This is a genomic window from Limosilactobacillus avium (assembly GCF_947381485.1).
GTDB classification, from domain to species: Bacteria; Bacillota; Bacilli; order Lactobacillales; family Lactobacillaceae; genus Limosilactobacillus; species Limosilactobacillus avium.
The window spans coordinates 1-16406 of sequence record NZ_CANCWN010000025.1; the positions used below are offsets into that span (position 1 = coordinate 1).

The 16406-nt window shown below is 55.0% G+C and carries 14 protein-coding genes; 8 read left to right on the top strand and 6 right to left on the bottom strand.

What is annotated here, in order from left to right:
* The first annotated feature begins 196 nt into the window (after positions 1–196).
* Entirely contained in the window at positions 197–1570 is a 1374-nt protein-coding gene (locus QOS01_RS07945; protein ID WP_283621871.1) for an RsmB/NOP family class I SAM-dependent RNA methyltransferase, read from the top strand.
* A gap of 15 nt (positions 1571–1585) precedes the next feature.
* Positions 1586–2452 (top strand): SPFH domain-containing protein, encoded by an 867-nt coding sequence (locus QOS01_RS07950; RefSeq protein ID WP_283621872.1) that lies wholly within the window; start codon positions 1586–1588, stop codon positions 2450–2452.
* Between the two features lie 60 nt (positions 2453–2512).
* Here QOS01_RS07950 and fni read toward each other — a convergent pair whose 3' ends face one another.
* Genes fni through mvk form a run of 4 tightly spaced genes read right to left on the bottom strand, consistent with a single transcriptional unit; the run spans position 2513 to position 6674 of the window.
* Complete coding sequence (gene fni / locus QOS01_RS07955; RefSeq protein WP_283621896.1) at positions 2513–3553, bottom strand: type 2 isopentenyl-diphosphate Delta-isomerase; 1041 nt, start codon at positions 3551–3553, stop codon at positions 2513–2515.
* Positions 3554–3611: 58 nt separating this feature from the next.
* Positions 3612–4724, bottom strand: a complete 1113-nt coding sequence (locus QOS01_RS07960; RefSeq protein WP_283621873.1) for a phosphomevalonate kinase — start codon at positions 4722–4724, stop codon at positions 3612–3614.
* Positions 4725–4749: 25 nt separating this feature from the next.
* The gene (gene mvaD / locus QOS01_RS07965; protein ID WP_283621874.1) at positions 4750–5721 is read right to left on the bottom strand and encodes a diphosphomevalonate decarboxylase; all 972 of its coding nucleotides are present in this window, start codon (positions 5719–5721) and stop codon (positions 4750–4752) included.
* Positions 5721–6674: a mevalonate kinase gene (gene mvk / locus QOS01_RS07970; RefSeq protein ID WP_283621875.1), complete on the bottom strand. Its 954-nt coding sequence runs from the start codon at positions 6672–6674 to the stop codon at positions 5721–5723. The genes mvaD and mvk overlap by 1 nt, the downstream gene beginning before the upstream one ends.
* A gap of 186 nt (positions 6675–6860) precedes the next feature.
* On the opposite strand from mvk, the gene QOS01_RS07975 reads away from it, so the two are divergent.
* The 4 genes from QOS01_RS07975 (at position 6861) to QOS01_RS07990 (ending at position 12146) form a co-directional block, all read left to right on the top strand.
* Positions 6861–9710 carry a helicase C-terminal domain-containing protein gene (locus QOS01_RS07975; protein WP_283621876.1) on the top strand — a complete coding sequence of 950 codons (2850 nt, stop codon included), beginning with the start codon at positions 6861–6863 and terminating at the stop codon, positions 9708–9710.
* A 94-nt stretch (positions 9711–9804) separates the two neighbouring features.
* Positions 9805–10323: a cell wall elongation regulator TseB-like domain-containing protein gene (locus QOS01_RS07980; protein ID WP_283621877.1), complete on the top strand. Its 519-nt coding sequence runs from the start codon at positions 9805–9807 to the stop codon at positions 10321–10323.
* A gap of 175 nt (positions 10324–10498) precedes the next feature.
* Positions 10499–11209 (top strand): DnaD domain-containing protein, encoded by a 711-nt coding sequence (locus tag QOS01_RS07985; RefSeq protein ID WP_283621878.1) that lies wholly within the window; start codon positions 10499–10501, stop codon positions 11207–11209.
* A 22-nt stretch (positions 11210–11231) separates the two neighbouring features.
* Positions 11232–12146: a DMT family transporter gene (locus QOS01_RS07990; protein ID WP_283621879.1), complete on the top strand. Its 915-nt coding sequence runs from the start codon at positions 11232–11234 to the stop codon at positions 12144–12146.
* A gap of 177 nt (positions 12147–12323) precedes the next feature.
* On the opposite strand, the gene QOS01_RS07995 is transcribed toward QOS01_RS07990, so the two are convergent.
* The gene (locus tag QOS01_RS07995; protein WP_283621880.1) at positions 12324–14639 is read right to left on the bottom strand and encodes a PBP1A family penicillin-binding protein; all 2316 of its coding nucleotides are present in this window, start codon (positions 14637–14639) and stop codon (positions 12324–12326) included.
* Complete coding sequence (gene recU, locus QOS01_RS08000) at positions 14629–15264, bottom strand: Holliday junction resolvase RecU (protein ID WP_283621881.1); 636 nt, start codon at positions 15262–15264, stop codon at positions 14629–14631. Before recU ends, QOS01_RS07995 begins: the two co-directional genes overlap by 11 nt.
* Positions 15265–15347: 83 nt before the next feature.
* On the opposite strand from recU, the gene QOS01_RS08005 reads away from it, so the two are divergent.
* Both QOS01_RS08005 and gpsB read left to right on the top strand, forming a co-directional pair.
* Positions 15348–15932, top strand: coding sequence for a DUF1273 domain-containing protein (locus tag QOS01_RS08005; protein ID WP_283621882.1), 585 nt, complete (start codon positions 15348–15350; stop codon positions 15930–15932).
* A 77-nt stretch (positions 15933–16009) separates the two neighbouring features.
* Positions 16010–16375, top strand: a complete 366-nt coding sequence (gene gpsB / locus QOS01_RS08010) for a cell division regulator GpsB (protein ID WP_283621883.1) — start codon at positions 16010–16012, stop codon at positions 16373–16375.
* The last annotated feature ends 31 nt before the right edge of the window (positions 16376–16406 follow it).

The window sequence follows — 16406 nt, forward strand, 5'->3', positions numbered from 1 at the left end:
TGATACCTGATGTCACGCCGAATGGCGTTTTTGCATTTACCACCAATTAGGTGGCTAACTTCATTCTATAATCCACCAAATTCGTTATCCAAACATTATACGTGAATTGGGCCCAAAAGTGAACCAATTAGTAGGTGGTCAGTTTTGCTGGGCGCCAAAATACGGTACAATGATGAAAGAGAAATGGGGAATTAAAATGAAGTTACCAAGTGAATTTATCAGTAAGTACCGCCGCCTGCTCGGCGATGAGGCCCCGGCGTTTTTGGCCGCCTTTGACCAGGAGAGTCAGGGCGGCTTCCGGGTCAACCCCCTAAAGGCAGCGCCCAAAGCTGCTCTGACCAGGGCAACGGGGAAGGTCGAATACGTTCCCACTGGCTACCGGGGCCCGGTGGATGGCAAGTCGCTGGACCACGTTGCCGGGGCAATCTACAGCCAGGAACCATCGGCAATGTACGTTGGTGAGGTAGTTGATCCTCAGCCCGGTGAGCGGGTCCTGGACCTGTGTGCGGCACCCGGGGGCAAGACAACCCACCTGGTGGCCAAGATGGGTGACCAGGGCCTCCTGGTGGCCAACGAGATCTTCCGCAAGCGGGCGTTAGTCCTTGCGGAGAACCTGGAGCGGTGGGGGACCCGGTCGACCGTCGTCACCAACGAGAGCCCGGCTGACCTAGAGAAGCAGTTTCCCGCCTTCTTTGACCGTATCCTGGTTGATGCCCCGTGTTCCGGGGAGGGGATGTTTCGTAAGGAGCCGGCCGGTATTGAGTACTGGAATCCGGACTACCCGGCAGAATGTGCCAACCGCCAGCGGAAGATTTTGGCCTCGGCCCTTAAGATGCTGAAACCGGGTGGCACCCTCGTTTACTCCACCTGCACCTTCGCACCGGAGGAGGACGAGCAAAACGCGGCCTGGCTGCTCAAAACCTACCCGGACCTGGCGATGGAAGAAATCAAGAAGTACCCGGGGATGGACACGGGACGACCGGAGTGGGCGGATAATAATCCGGAACTGACGAAGGCCGTCCGCCTTTTCCCCCACCACATCCAGGGTGAGGGGCACTTCATTGCCAAATTCACGCTGGCTAGGACAGCGACACCAGCCGCCCCGGTCAAGGCCAAGAAAAAGAAGAAGCGTAACAAGAAGGGGGCTAACAACCGTCTGAGTCGGGAGGAACAGGCCCTGTTTGCCGACTTCTGCCAGTGGTTCATGCCAAGCTACCAGCCCCACCACCTCCTGACTTACGGTGACCAGCTCTATGACCTACCCGCCGGTATGACATCGGTTGACGGGCTGACGGTCCTGCGGCCGGGCCTCCACCTCGGTACGTTTAAAAAACGGCGCTTTGAGCCAGCGTTGGCCCTGGCACTGACGGTCAAACCCGGGGCGACGAAGCGGGAAATCGAACTGACGCCGGACGACTGGCGCAAGTACGCCCACGGCGATGTTGTGTCCGGGGACACTGGCCTGGAAAATGGCTGGTACCTGTTGACCTGCCAAAACCTCAGCTGTGGTTTTGGCAAGCTAGTCAACGGAACGATTAAGAACTTCTACCCGAAAGGGCTGCGTTTCTAGGAAGGATGTAAGAAAATGAAAGAAAAGAACGCGTTTCACGTTAATGGCTACTTGGGTCTGCTCCTGACAATCATTGGAACCATCCTGGGTGCCGGCCTGGTCTACTTTGGGATGCGCCAGTCGCGCCTGTGGATGATCATCATTGGCGGGCTGATCCTACTGGTGGTCCTGATCTGCTGCACCTCGCTGACGATTATCCAACCTAACGAGGCCAAGGTCCTGACTTTCTTTGGGAACTACATCGGGACGATCCGGGATGCCGGCCTGTTTATGACGGTGCCCTTCACCGACAAGGAACGGGTTTCCTTGCGGGTCTGCAACTTCAACAGCCAGATCCTGAAGGTCAACGATTCCAAGGGGAACCCGGTCGAGATTGCGGCCGTGATCGTCTACAAGGTGGTTGATACCGCCAAGGCCCTGTTCTCGGTGGATGACTACGAACAGTTCGTCCAGATTCAAAGTGAGTCGGCCATCCGGCACGTCGCCAGTGAATACCCGTACGATACCTTCGAAAACGAGCAGGCCCTGACCCTGCGGAGCAACCCGACAGAGGTCTCGGACCGCTTAACAGCAGAGCTCCAGGACCGGCTAAACGTTGCCGGGGTGAAGATCATCGAGACCCGGCTGACCCACTTGGCCTACGCTACCGAAATCGCCAGCGCCATGCTCCAGAAGCAGCAGTCGGCAGCTATCCTGTCGGCCCGGAAGATCATCGTCGAGGGGGCCGTTTCCATCACGGAGGACGCCATCGACCGCCTGGCAAAGGAGACCGACCTTAACCTGACCGACGCCCAGCGCTTGCAGATCATCAACAACATCATGGTTGCGATTGTCAGTGAGCGGGGGACCCAGCCGGTGATTAACACGGGAACGAATAACTAGTAATAGATGCTAAAAAGGGATTAGCAACGTTTGCTGCTAATCCCTTTTCTGATGCGTTTCTTATAAATCCCGCTGGTGGACGTAGCTCAGTAGGTCCGGGCCCAGCACGTAATCGACAGTGCCTAGGTCGGCGTAACTGCTTACCCCCAGGAGGGTCAGCAGGCGGGTGATGGCCACTCGCCACTCGCCCAGTGTCTGGTCCAGCTTGTCAATCCCGTCCTGGGTGAGGACGTTGAGGAAGTAGCCAGCAACCCCACAGGCACTTGCCCCCAGCGCCCCGGCCTTAATGACGTCTAGCGGGGATGTAATGCCGCCAGAAGCGATGAACGTGGCGCCGCTTCCTGCTGCGCGCGCTTCTAACAGGGTCTCCGGGGTGGTCTGGCCCCAACCGGCCATGTCGTTGAAGTCGGCCCGGCGGTTGCGGCGGTTTTCAATCATGGCAAAGTTTGTGCCCCCGCGACCACTGACGTTGATCGTCTGCACGCCCGCCTTGTGTAAACGGGTCACGTCGTCCTTATTCATCCCGAAACCAACTTCCTTGACGATTACCGGGACGTCTAAGTGCTTGACCAGGTGCTCAATGTTGGCCAACCAGTAGAATGACCGGTCCCCCTCCGGCATTACCAGTTCCTGAGCGGCATTAAGGTGCAGTTCGATGGCGTTGGCCCCCAGGAGTTCGATGGCGGCCTGGGCCTCATCGAGAGTTGCCTTAGCACTGAGGTTAGCGATTACCAGGCCGTCGGGGTCTTCCTCCCTAACTACCTGGAAGGAGTCACGGCAGGCCGGATCCTTGAGAGCAACGCTGGCCGACCCGGTCGCCATTGCCACCCCGTGCTTAGCGGCCAGGCGAGCCAACTGACGGTTGACTGCCTTTGCCTGGTCACTGCCGCCGGTCATTGCCTCGATGTAGAAGGGGGTCGCTAGTTTTAAGCCGGGAGCCAGGGTGGCGGTCAGGTCAACGTCTTTAACCGCCTTTTCCGGGAGGGCGGTGTGGATTAACCGCACCTGGTCAAAGGGGTGGTCCCGGTGGGCTTGCTGGTAGTACTTGCTGGCGAGGGAAAGGTGTTCGTTCTTGCGTTGTGCTTGTCGTGATTCCATAATTGCCTTCCTTGTTGATGGTAAAACGAAGAGGCTGGAGAAAATCTCCGGCCCCTTATTTTTAGTGCAATGGTAAATGCTCTTGAACGTGGTGCTTGACGTCCGCGATGAAGTGGACGTTGAGCGGTAGCTGTTCAATGTGGTTCTTTGTCCAGGACTTCAGGACACTCTTGAAGTCGGCTTGGCGGTCGATGGCCACGATTCCGCAGTCACCACCACCGGCTCCGGAAGTCTTCGCTGCCCCGCCGAACTTCTCAGCAATTTGGCAGAGACGGTGGAGAACCGGGGTCTCAATATCAACGCCGGAGTTGGTCCCCAACTGCTTGAGGAGGTCCCGGTTGTAACGGATTTCCTGCTTAATCTTTTCCAGGTCCTGGTTATGGAAGCCGTCAACCATCCGCTGGATGCAGTTGCGACTTTCGTCTAAGAAGTGGTGGTATTCGTCCTGCTGCCGAGCCTTGAAGAGGGAAATTTTGTCGACCAGCTGTGAGGTCGAGGCCGGCTTCCCGGTCCAGCCAATCAACAGCTCCAGGTTCTTCGGGGCGTGGAGGGATTCAATCTTGAGGTCGGGCCACGGCAGGTCGATTAGGGACTTGATATCCAGGTACTGCCGCTGCTGGGCCAGCCACTGCCGGTCAAAGGAGTGGTAGGCAATCCAGCCCCCGTAAACGGAGGCGGCAACATCACCGAGCGACCCGTTCCCCTGGACCTCGAAGTGGGCGATGGCCGCCAGCTTGAAGATCTCGTCCTTTGTGACGGGGAGGTTGTAGAAACGACATAGGGCCTTGACCGTGGCCACCGTGACCGCCGCCGAGGAGCCCAGACCGTACTTGCGACCGTTATCGCTGTCGAGTTGGCTATCAATCTGGATATCGTAGATCCGTAGTTCCCGTTCAAAGCTCCGGGCGTACTCTTCGGTTACCCGGATTGCCGAGAGAATGTAGGAAAACGGGTTGTCCCGCTTGTCGACCACCATCTGGTCGCCCATCCGCCGCCACATTAACTGGTCGTTGTGGTACTGGCGGCTAAAGATCTGGCCCATTTCACGGGCGGATTCCTTGATTGTGCAGGTGACGAACTGGTCGAGGGCCACCAAGATTGCCGGGTAGCCGTTTTCAACGACGGCGTACTCACCAGCAATATAGAGTTTTCCAGGTGCTTTTTCAGTAATCAATTGTCAAATTTCCCTTCTCATCAAATTATTCTTCCCAAATTTGAATGCCCGGCCCCGGCTTGGCGACCACGAGACGGTCAGGGCCAAACTGTTCGGCGAGGGCATCATAGATTGGCCGGCGGTTGTGCTGGTCATAGATTACCTTGACGTTAGGCCCCGCATCCATGGTGAAGTAGCAGTTAATGCCGTTTTCACGAAGAGCCCGGACCGCATTCATGGCCGTCAGGGTATCACTATTAAAGTATGTAAAGCCGGGATCAGCAGACAGGGTCAAGGCATGCATCCGCAGGGCGTTTGACTCGGCGATACGGCCAATGGCATCGATATCTTCAGCCTTAATGGCTGCCTTGACCGCCTGCATATCGTGGGCCACAATTTCTGGCCAGACCTTGTAGTAGGGCGAGGTGGTCACGCTTTGCTGCATTCCGTAACGACTAGAAACCTTTTTCTTTTTTGTGTCAATTAAGATGGCAAGCATCTCAATATTAAAGGGCACGTCTTCCATGATTGGCTTGGCGTAGGAAGTCAGGTCGTCGTGGCCCCTTTGCCACTCAACCAGCCCCCCGTAGATCGACCGGGTAGCGGACCCCGACCCCCGCCGTGCTAAACGGGAAAGGTCGCGCCGGTCCAGGTGCATCCCCGCAGCCGTGCTGGCAGCTCCCGCCAGGGCCGCAAAAGCGGAGGCGGAGGAGGCGAGTCCCGCGGCGGTAGGCACATGGTTAGTCGATTCAACGTTGGCGTAGGCAGTCTGGCCACTGCGCTGGCGAACCAGGTCCAAGAACTTGTGGACCTTTTGGCTAGCCTGGTCATCGAGGACCTGCCCGTTAATTGCTACCCGGTCGCTGTTCAGCTGGTCATCAAACTCAACAGAAGTCGTGGTGTAGAACTCGTCGAGGGTCAGCGACAGGCTGTCAGTTTCTGGAAGGATCAATTGCTGGTCCCGCTTGCCCCAGTACTTGACCAGGGCAATGTTCGTATGTGCTTTTGCGGTTGCCATTACTCTTCTTCCCCCCGTTGGTCAAGCGGCTGGATCCAGGTTTGGTGGGCGCCACTTTCCTTGAGAATGCTGGCTAGCCGGCGGGCACCAAGGGCCGTTTGCATAATGGCAAACATGCAGCCGCCTCGGCCCCCACCGGTCAGCTTGGCCCCGAGGGCACCGTTTTGCTTGGCCACCTTGATTAATTTGTCCAGGCTATCGTCACTGACGGTCAGTGCCGCCAGGTCAACCTGGGCGGCGTCCAAAGCCGTCCCCAACTTAATGACCTCATTCCTTTGCAAGAAATCCCGGGTTGCGTTAACCAGGTTACCGAGGTGGTTAATGTGGGCCTGCGCCTCATCCGGGTGTTCCTTTAATAATTGCTGGACACTGGTAATGGCTTCTTTGGTTGCGCCCTTAACCCCCGTATCGGCAATTACCATGGTCGCGGACAGGTTCATCTCAATTGGCTTGCCGGCTTGTCCCTTAATATAGTAGAGGGGCTTGTCAGAAGAAACCGTTGCCGCGTCCAGGCCGGACGGACTCCGGTGGGTAACCTGTTCTTCGATATCGGCCAACTGCAAGAGTTCGTCGCGTCCCAATGTCTTTTCGTAGTAATCAAAAAAAGCGCGGACAATTGCGACGGCGGTAGCGGCAGACGACCCCATCCCCCGTTCAGCGGGCAGTTGGCTGTCAATCGTCAGCAGCCAGCCATCTTCTTGTCCAGCAAACTTGGTTACCAAGGCGTTGATCAGCTTTTGAATCCCCAACATGTTATTGGGAAGCTCATCCAGCGGCCCCGTAAAGTAACGGCTCTTCACCAGTTGTGCGTGGTCGGCTCGCTGGTCGATGGTCACCGTTAGTTTAACGTTGGGAAGGGGGAGGGCAATTGCGGGCTGTCCGTAGACAACGCTGTGCTCCCCCATCAAGATAATTTTCGCATGGCTCTTTCCAATCCCTTGTTGTTTCACCATTGTAACCTACTTTCTTAAGTATAGAGATTCCATTCACCATCATAACTTAAATCCAGCAAATGTAAAAGGGTTGACCATTACTCATTACCAAATCTAAATAATTTCGGCGGGGGATGGGCCGGGACAAGCGGTGGACGAATGGTGTATGATATTACTAACAATTATTAGTTGAAATCCGGTGATAGTTTGAATAAGGAAACCCAAAAGCGGTCACGTAAACGTGATAAGACGGCCCCAATCTATTCAGTGGTGGACCTCGAAACCACCGGGACAAGTATCAATCACGGTGACCGGATCATCCAGATTGGCTGCGTGCTGGTCCAGGATGGTGAAATCATTAACCACTTTGAAACCAAGGTCAACCCCCGGGAGAAAATTCCGCGTTCGGTGGTCCAGCTGACAGGGATTCGGGACCAGGACGTTAAGAAGGCGCCCCTGTTTGATGACGTGGCCGCCACCGTCTACAGCCTCTTAAGCGGGACAATCTTTGTGGCCCACAACGTCAACTTTGACTTCCCGTTTTTAAACGCGGAGCTCGAGCGGGCCGGTTACCCATCGCTGCCCATTAAAGCCATCGATACGGTGACCCTGAGCCAAATCCTGTTGCCAACGGCTAAGAGCTACCGCCTGCGGGACCTGACGAGTTCGCTGAAGATTGAACACGACCACCCCCACAGCGCCGTTTCTGACGCGGAGGCGACTGCCCACCTGTTGGTCGACCTCCTCAAGCGGGTTCACGACCTGCCGACAATTACTCTCCGCCACCTGGTCCAGTTAAAGCTGGCCCTGCCGCAGCATACCGCGGACGTCCTGGCGGATGAGCTGGCCAGCCGGGAGGACCACCCCCAGCCGCTGAGTGAGGACCTCTACGTCAGTCACGGGATTGTCCTCCACAAGCAACGGCCGCTGTCCGTCGAGAAGCAGACGGCCAAGGTGCGGTATTCGGCCACTAAGAAGGCCAAGCAGAAGCTGTATGGCGACCAGCTGGAATTCCGGCCGGTCCAAGCCAAGATGATGAACAGTATCTACAATAATTATACCCACGACGAACCGAAGAACATGGTCGTTGAGGCCGGTACCGGGAGCGGGAAGACCCTCGGCTACCTCCTGCCCCTGGTTTACGCCGCCCATCCGGACAAGAAGATCGTGGTCAGCACGGCCACGAACCTCCTCCAGCAGCAAATCGCCAGCCAGGCGGTGCGCCAGCTGAACAGCGTCCTGCCCTTTGCTGTCAACAGCGTGGTGGTGAAGGGGAACCAGCACTACCTGGACCTCGGTAAGTTTGTCCACTCGTTAAGCATCATTGAGGACTCCAAACTGGTGCAGATGCTGAAGGCCAAGATCCTGGTATGGCTCACCAAGACCACCAGTGGGGACCTAGACGAGCTTAACCTAACAACGGCCCGGTCACCGTACTTCACGGAGATTCGTCACCGGGGCATCCGGACCCTGAACCCGAATAACGAGTTCTACCAGGACGATTTCCTGGTCCGGCGGGATAAGCGTCTCAACCAGGCGGACATTATCATTACCAACCATGCCTACCTGGTTGCCCACGCCCAGGAACTGGGGGACGGGACACGGCGGCCGTACCTGGTCGTCGATGAGGCCCAGCACCTTAGCAGCAGCATCCTCCGCCAGTCCCGGCGGCAGTTTAACTTCCCCCAGATTCGGGCGGCGGTCCACGTCCTGAGCGGCCTGGTAAACAACGGGACCGACCGTAACCTGGCCAATATCTTTGCTGACCACGCCCTGGGCGGCTATAACGTTGACCTTTTGCGAGAAGACCTGACCAATGTCGAAGCGGCCGTCAATAACTTCCAGCAGGCTCTTTACCGCCAGTTTAAAGACCAGGTCACGGGGAATGTGGAAAATGAACTGATTGAACAACCGCTTGACAACCAGCAGCTCCAGGAACTGCTCGACGTGAGCGGACCCACAATGATGGGGCTGGAGCAAGCACTAGGGAGTGTCCAGCTGCATTTCTCCGCCCTCCAACACATCTTCACCCAGCAGGCGGACCGCTGGCTGCTCAGCGACCGCTACCTGATGAGTCAGTTCCAGAGCCAGCTGGCCAAGCTGGTCGATGCCGACACAACCCTTAACCAGTTCAATGAGACCCTGCACGAGCACGGGGATGAGGCGGCCTTCTGGCTGACCATCCGCCAGTCAACGGAGAGTAGCTCAATGCGACTGAGCGGGGGACTGCTGGCCGCCAACCACTTCTTGACGGAGAGCGTCTACCCGTACTTCGCCCAGCCCCTCTTCATTGGGGCGACCCTCTTTACCTCGTCCCGGTCCCAGTACCTTTACCACCAGCTCGACCTAGAGCGGCCGGGGACCTTGACCAAGCGCTTTGCCTCGCCATTTGACTACCAGCACCATTCCAAGGTCCTGGTTGCCAAGGATGCGCCGCTGCCGGGGAGTAAGAGCAACGCGGACTACATTAACTACCTGGCGTCGACAATCTACAAGCTGACCAAGCAGTCGAACTGCCAGACGATGATCCTCTTTAACTCGCTGATAATGATCGAGCAGGTCTTCAGCCAACTGCGTGCGACCGACCTCTTCGACCAACGGGACATCCTGGCCCAGGGGATTACTGGCAACCGGGATAAGATCTTAAAGCAGTTCTCCACGGGGCAAAACGCGGTCCTGCTTGGGGCCACCTCCTTCTGGGAAGGGGTCGACCTGCCCCAGGCGGCCCTGGAACTTTTGATCATCACCCGGTTGCCGTTTGACGCCCCGGATGAGATTATGAACCGGGCCCACAACAACCTGCTCCGTCGCCAGGGGAAGAACCCCTTCTACCAGTCCGAACTCCCGCAGGCAACCATGCGCCTGCGGCAGGGGATTGGCCGCCTGATTCGGACGGAAAAGGATACCGGGGTGGCCGCCATCCTGGATCCCCGCCTGGTGGCCCGGCGCTATGGTGAGTCAATCATGAAGAGCATCAAGCGCGACTACCCGGTTGACGTCTTGCCAACGGACCAGCTGGTCAAAACGGCAAATAATTTCTTAAAAAAGGGGCATTAATTCCTGATTCGGCAAATTATTTGGTATAATCATTAAGATTGACATATCGAATATGGCAGTTAAGTGATACTAGATTGAGGAAGGGAAGAATAATATGCAAAGTCGGCGCGAAGTTCAACGGGCCCACGATCGTGGATCAGCCCTGCGAACACTTCGAAACATTATCATTGCCATTTTGATGGTCCTTTTGCTCGGCTGGAGCATCTACGCGGTTAGTAACCAACCGCGGGCGGCAGCCAAACGACAGGCGACCCAGATGGCTGAAAAGTATGCCCACTTGCAGCATCCGCAGCACTTTTACATCTATAACCGAGAAAGCACCTTTTACACGGTCACCGGGAAGAACCAAAGTGGCCAGCCGATTATGGTAATTGTCCCGCAAAAGGGTGGTAATATCCGGGTCCTGAAGCAAAACGCGGGGCTCTCTGCCCAACAGGTTCGGGCAATGACCAACCGCAACCGCCACCCGGCAAAAATCCTGAAGGTGGCCCCGGGAGTCTTCAATGACAAGACCGTCTGGGAGGTAACCTATCGTAACAAGAAGGGTAACCTGTGCTACGACTTGATCAACTTTAAGACTGGTCATTACGTTCAAGAAATTAATAATTTGTAATGGTGAATTTATTGAAGCTGGGAAAAAGCACCAGAGCGCTCCGTAGCTAAACTTGGAGCGCGCTTTTTTTCCGTAATTACTGTGTAATGTTCAAGAACTGTAATGGGGATGGGAAGGACTGCAGTTCTTTTCCATCCTCTTCATTAGTTTACGAATCGTTTTAAGGAGGGAGACTATGGCAGAAAATTCTCTGCAGCGCTACTTACAGTCGGGCGAGACCTCGGTGAGCAACATCCTGCTCCACCACTATAAGGAGATTGGCCTGACCACATCCCAGTTGGTCCTTTATCTGCAGTTTAAGTCCTACCAGGACCGCGGCAACGCCAGTCCGGATATCCGGCAGATTGCCAAGAACCTGGCGACCTCTGAGGTTCAGGTATTTGACCAGCTCCACCAGATGGTCATGAGCGGCCTGGTCGACCAGCAGATGCGCAAGACAGAAGGCGGGAAGGAAGAGGCGGTCTACGACTTTGCGCCCCTGATTAACCGCCTGGCGGTCTTTGATGATCAGCAGGCCACCCAGCATGTCGAGACGACGGCGGCCAACAGTCGGATGAAGACCTTCAACTCTTTGGAGGCCGAGTTCGGTCGACCGCTCTCTTCGATGGAGATGCAGATTGTCAACGACTGGCTGGATAAGGACGGCTACTCGGCGGAAATGATTAAACTGGCTCTGAAGCAGGCGGTCTTGAATAGTGCCTTGAGCCTGAACTATATGGAACGGATTTTGCAGAGCTGGAACCGTCAAGGCTTACGGGCCCGTCACGATATCGAACAACACGAGCGTCAGTTTGAACAACGGCGGGGCCAGCAGGAAAACGCCACCAGCAGCAAGCACCCGCGGAAGAAGGGGCCCAAGATCCCTATCTACAAGTTGGGCGAATAAAGTTTGAAAGGGGAATAAAATAATGGAGCACAAGTCATCACATGCGGTCATGAAGGGGATGGGCTGGGCCGGACTAGCCTCAGTCATGTGGGGAATTTCGGGAACCACCCTCCAGCTGATCTCCCAAAACTTGGCCATCCCAGCAACCTGGATGTTGTCGACCCGGACTCTGATCACCGGGTTTATCCTCCTGGTGCTGAGTTTTATCATCTACGGGCGGAAGACCTTTAACGTCTTTAAGTCGCGGGATACGGCCATCTCGGTTGTAACCTACGCCATCTTTGGTTTGATGCTGAACTTATTGACATTCTACTTTGCGGTTCAGACCGGGAACGCCTCGGCGGCCACAATTCTTCAGTACCTCTCACCGCTGTTTATCGTTTTGGGGAACATCTTCATCATGCGGCAGCGGCCCTTCCGGAGTGATATCATTGCCTTCATCCTGGCGTTGGTCGGGGTGGTAATGTGCATCACCCGGGGGAACCTAACCTCACTGGCCCTGCCCCTGGTTTCAATCCTCTGGGGACTCGGTTCCGGGATCACGGCGGCCTTCTACGTTGTCCTGCCACGGCGGGCATCGGCAAAGAACCCGCCCCTGGTCGTCCTCGGTTGGGGAACCATGATTGCGGGGGTCCTCTTTAACCTATACCGGCCAATGTGGGTCAACCCGCCGCACATTTCCACGACCCTGGTCCTGTCAGTAGGGACTGTGATCCTGTTCGGGACGATCCTGCCGTTTGGCCTACTTTTGCACGCGATTAACTTTGCACCATCCGACGTGGTCAGCATCATGGATGCCCTCCAACCAATCGTCACGTCAGTCTTGAGTGTGATCTTCTTCCACCTGCACTTGAACTGGGTAGAAATCACCGGGATCGTCATCGTGTTGGTTGCCATCTACATTTTGCAGGATGGGCGCCGGCGTAAGGAAGTTTGATTTATTACAGGTATTAAATAAGCTCCAGTATTCTGAAACGAATGAACGCTGGAGCTTATTTTTATATCGCCAGGTTACCCCCCCAATATTTCTAGTGAATAAGGGGGAACTACCCTTTAAACGCAAAAGGCCCCGCGTGATGGATTTGTCGCGCGGGGCCTTGTTACTAATCTTCAATTAATGACCGCCTGTTGCAGCCTGAGTGGTAGTGGTTGTCTGTTGGCCACCGCCACTATTAGTACTACCACCGTTACCAGCATTATTGCCGGTATTGTTGTTACTACTATTGCTGTTGCTTGAGTTGCTGTTAGCAGTCGTGTTCTGGTTCCGGTTGCTACCACCCCGGTCTTCGTTGCTGAAGACGGAACGCGAGGTAACCATCGAATCAATGGATGATGAACCACTACGGTCACTGCTACTGTGACTGCTGTCGTCGTCATCGCTACTGCCGCTATCATCATCAATGGCGGCGTACTCAAGGGCCCACTTGGAGTCCTTGATAACCAGTTGGCGTTTGCCGTTTACCCGGACCGCTTCCACCGTGTCAGGCATCTTCCAGTCACTAGCGTGGTTTTGGCCATCGAGGTACTGCATCAGGTCCTTGTAGAGGATCTGGGCGTCGGTTGTCGATGATTCAGAAATCGGGCTTTCTGACATTGGGTGGTCATAACCAGTCCAGACGGCAATCGAGTAGTTCTTGGTGTAGCCGGCCATCCAGGAGTCCATGACCCCGGACTTGCCACTGTTGCCTGGGTAGTTGGTTGTCCCGGTCTTCCCAGCTTGGTTAACACCGTCCAGACGAGCGGCCGTGGCACTACCTTGGGAGTTGGTAAAGACACCCTTGAGCATGTCGGTCATCATGTAGGCCGTTGCCTTATTCATTGCCCGGTGGCCGGAAGGGCTGTAGTGCTTGACCGAACCATCCTGGGTGGTGATTGATGAAATGTAGTACGGCTTGTGGTAAATCCCACCGTTAGCAAAGGCCGCGTAGGCAGCGGAAACTTGGAGAGGTGAGATGTACAGGGCAATCCCGCTTTGCAGGGTGTACGGCTTCTTCTGGGAGATCCCGAGGCCCTTCAGGAAGGTCGTTGCCCGTTTGATTCCGACCTGTTGCAGGGTCCGAATAGCGGGGACGTTCCGTGATTGCACGAGGGCGGCCCGCATCGTCATCGTTCCCTTGTACTTGTTATCAAAGTCGTGCAGGGCAACGTTGGTGCCTGGGTAGTAGAACTTGGTATCCGAGACGGACTTGAAGGTTGGCCACTGCAGGTATTCAATTGCCGGCCCGTAGTCCATCAACGGCTTGGCAGTCGAACCGGAACTCCGGTTAGTTTGGACCGCCCGGTTAAGACCGTAAATAACCTTACCAGTGTGCCGGCCACCAAGCATGGCCACAATCTGACCATTGTGCGGGTCAGTAACGGCCACCCCGGCCTGCATTTGGGGACTCTGGAAGGAGACCGTGTTGTTGGCCAGGTCGTACAGCTTCTTCTGGGCGTCGAGGTCAAGATTGGTGTGAACCTGTAAACCGTCGTTGTACGGGTTGTAGCCCTTAGCTTCCAGGTCAGCCAGAACTTGCTTGATGTACGGATCAACAACCTTTTCATTGACGTTAACGTCCCCGCCAGAAGTATTCCCGTGGTGGGGGTCCAGGTCAGCGGTGATACTGTCCTTGGCCGCTTTATCGGCCTGGGCCTGGGTAATGTAATTACTCCGCACCATCGCGTTGAGGACCTCGTTCCGCCGTTGGGTAGCCGCCTGGGTGTTGGTCGTTAGCGGGTTGTAGTAGGTTGGTGACTGCGGCATCCCGGCAAGGAGGGCCAATTGAGATAGGCTCAACTCATCCAAGTCCTTACCATAGTAGTATTGGGCCGCCGTCTGCATCCCGTAGACCCCGTTCCCCATGTAAACCTTATTAATGTAGAAATCGAGGATCTGGTTCTTACTGAAGTGGTGCTCGACGTTGATCGCCAGCCAGGCTTCCTGGGCCTTGCGTTTGAAGGTCCGGTCGGAGGCGGCAGTGGAGAAGACGGAGAGCTTAACCAGTTGCTGGGTTAAGGTACTTCCTCCTTGCATCCCGTCAGAGTGACCAAAGATGTTCGCCGTAGCCGCACCCATGATCCGGATTGGGTCAATCCCGTGGTGCTTGTAGAAGCGCCGGTCTTCAATAGAAACAACGGCGTGCTTCAGCGTTGTCGGGACCTGGTCGTCTTTGGCGTATTCCCGCTTTTGCAGACCAAGACGGGAGATAACCCGGTTTTGGTCATCATAAATCGTGGTCCCGTTTTGACTAGCCAGTTCACTCTCGCTGATCTTTGGGGCACTAGAAGCATAGTAGAAGAAGAGGGCCGCACCAGCGACAATCAGTAAGACGATTATCCCGGCCACCCATAACAGGATCTTCTTGATTAAGCCCCCGCTACGCTCGTCATCAAAATCTTCTTGACTCGGTTGATGACGGTCGCTACGGGTCGATTGATCATTATTCGACATGATAGACTCCTTTGTTCTTCGCAGTGATTATCTGGTCGACTGCTTTGAGATATGGTAGGCGGGGGTTCAGTTGGTAGTCAATTTGAAAGCCCGCCTTTTGAATGTCGGTCAGCAGGATTGATTTCCGACCGCCACTGGCCTGCTCATCCCAGTACTGGAAGAGAATGCTTGCCGGCAGTAAGTAGACGAGGTCAAGCTCCGTGAACTTAATGAAGGCAAAACAAATCCCGCCCTGGTTAACACACTCACGCATGTGCTGAATTTGGTGGGGGTGAAAGTTCTTCAAGGGGAAGGACCGTTTGTTGCGGGTCTCCTTGGCATCGAAGTCGATGTAATAGCCCTTGTAGACACCATTGTAATCGGTCGTCGATGGGCGCCTAAAGTAGGCCTCCCGAATAACCGCCGCGCTCCGCTTCGGATAGTCGACTTTGACGAGCTGAATGGGGGTCGGCTTCTTATGAATAACTGCAATGTGACGACTTAAGTAGAATTGATTACTATGGTTGATTTCATCCTCGAGCGACATCCCCCGCTTAGCATAAATTGACTGGTGGGGGGTCGGTAAATCCCGCTGAACGTGATATGATTGATGGGGATGCTGGCCATTGGGATAGTGAATAGTCAAGGTGCTCACTCTCCTAACTAGCAATATATTATACCAGAATATTGATAAATTGATTGATACAGAATTGTTACGGAGGGAATTTTATGCGCCGCTTGTGGGTAACCGGTTACCGCAGCTACGAATTGAACACGTTTAAAGATGATGATCCCAAGGTCCTGGTGGTCAAACGGGTCCTCACCGCCCGGCTAAAAAGCTACCTGGATGAGGGCCAAGACGAATTTTGGCTGATCACCGGGCCCCAGCTGGGGACGGAGCAGTGGTCCGCGGAGTGCGCTCTGGAATTGCGAAAGGACTACCACCAGCTCAAGGTGGCCATCATGCTGCCGTTTGCGGACTTTGCTGGTAAGTGGAACGCCGCCAACCAGGCCAAGCTGGCCACCCTGCGCGAACGGGTCAACTTCTCTAAGGAGGTCACCACGAAACCGTACGAGTCCCCGGAGCAACTCCGCTTGTACCAGCAGTTCATGATTACCCATACCGACCGGATGCTGATGGTGTATGATCCAGACCACCCGGGCAAGCCCAAATATGACTACCGCTTGGCGCAAAAGTATGGTGAAGACCAAAACTACCCCCTTGACCTGATTGACTTTGACGAGCTCCAGGAAGCCGCTTTGGAGTGGGGCGAAGAGGAACGTGAAAAGAAGCTAGCGGAGAAGGGCTTCTAAAAAAGTCCTTGCAATCAAGGCAGGGTTTGGTAAGATAGTTATGTATTACGCAAACTAAACAATTGAGGTGTTCAAAGTTGGATAACATAAATTATACTCCACAAGATATTTTGCATAAGCAATTTAAAGAACGTAGCATCGGTAAGGGTTACGACATGGCTGATGTTGATGAGTTTCTTGATAATGTTATCAAGGACTACGACACCTACAACAAGGAAATGGACCGTTTGAATGATGAGAACGAACGGTTACGGGCCAAGGTTGACGAACTCAACCGCCAAGTTGAAGTGGGGGCCACGATGAACACGCGGTCAACTAACCAACAACCCGTTTCCAACGCCACCAACATGGATATCTTAAAGCGGCTTTCCAACCTGGAACGCCGGGTCTTTGGTTCCCAACTGGGTGACAACAACGGCAACGACGATTCACACTTGCTTTAGTGCGCGTTATCAAATAGAATAGTATTTTGCA

Coding starts and splice junctions, on each gene's coding strand:
- QOS01_RS07945 (WP_283621871.1), top strand. CDS start 197: ATGAAGTTACCAAGTGAATTTATCAGTAAGTACCGCCGCCTGCTCGGC.
- QOS01_RS07950 (WP_283621872.1), top strand. CDS start 1,586: ATGAAAGAAAAGAACGCGTTTCACGTTAATGGCTACTTGGGTCTGCTC.
- mvaD (WP_283621874.1), bottom strand. CDS start 5,721: ATGGCAACCGCAAAAGCACATACGAACATTGCCCTGGTCAAGTACTGG.
- mvk (WP_283621875.1), bottom strand. CDS start 6,674: ATGGTGAAACAACAAGGGATTGGAAAGAGCCATGCGAAAATTATCTTG.
- QOS01_RS07980 (WP_283621877.1), top strand. CDS start 9,805: ATGCAAAGTCGGCGCGAAGTTCAACGGGCCCACGATCGTGGATCAGCC.
- QOS01_RS07985 (WP_283621878.1), top strand. CDS start 10,499: ATGGCAGAAAATTCTCTGCAGCGCTACTTACAGTCGGGCGAGACCTCG.
- QOS01_RS07990 (WP_283621879.1), top strand. CDS start 11,232: ATGGAGCACAAGTCATCACATGCGGTCATGAAGGGGATGGGCTGGGCC.
- QOS01_RS07995 (WP_283621880.1), bottom strand. CDS start 14,639: ATGTCGAATAATGATCAATCGACCCGTAGCGACCGTCATCAACCGAGT.
- QOS01_RS08005 (WP_283621882.1), top strand. CDS start 15,348: ATGCGCCGCTTGTGGGTAACCGGTTACCGCAGCTACGAATTGAACACG.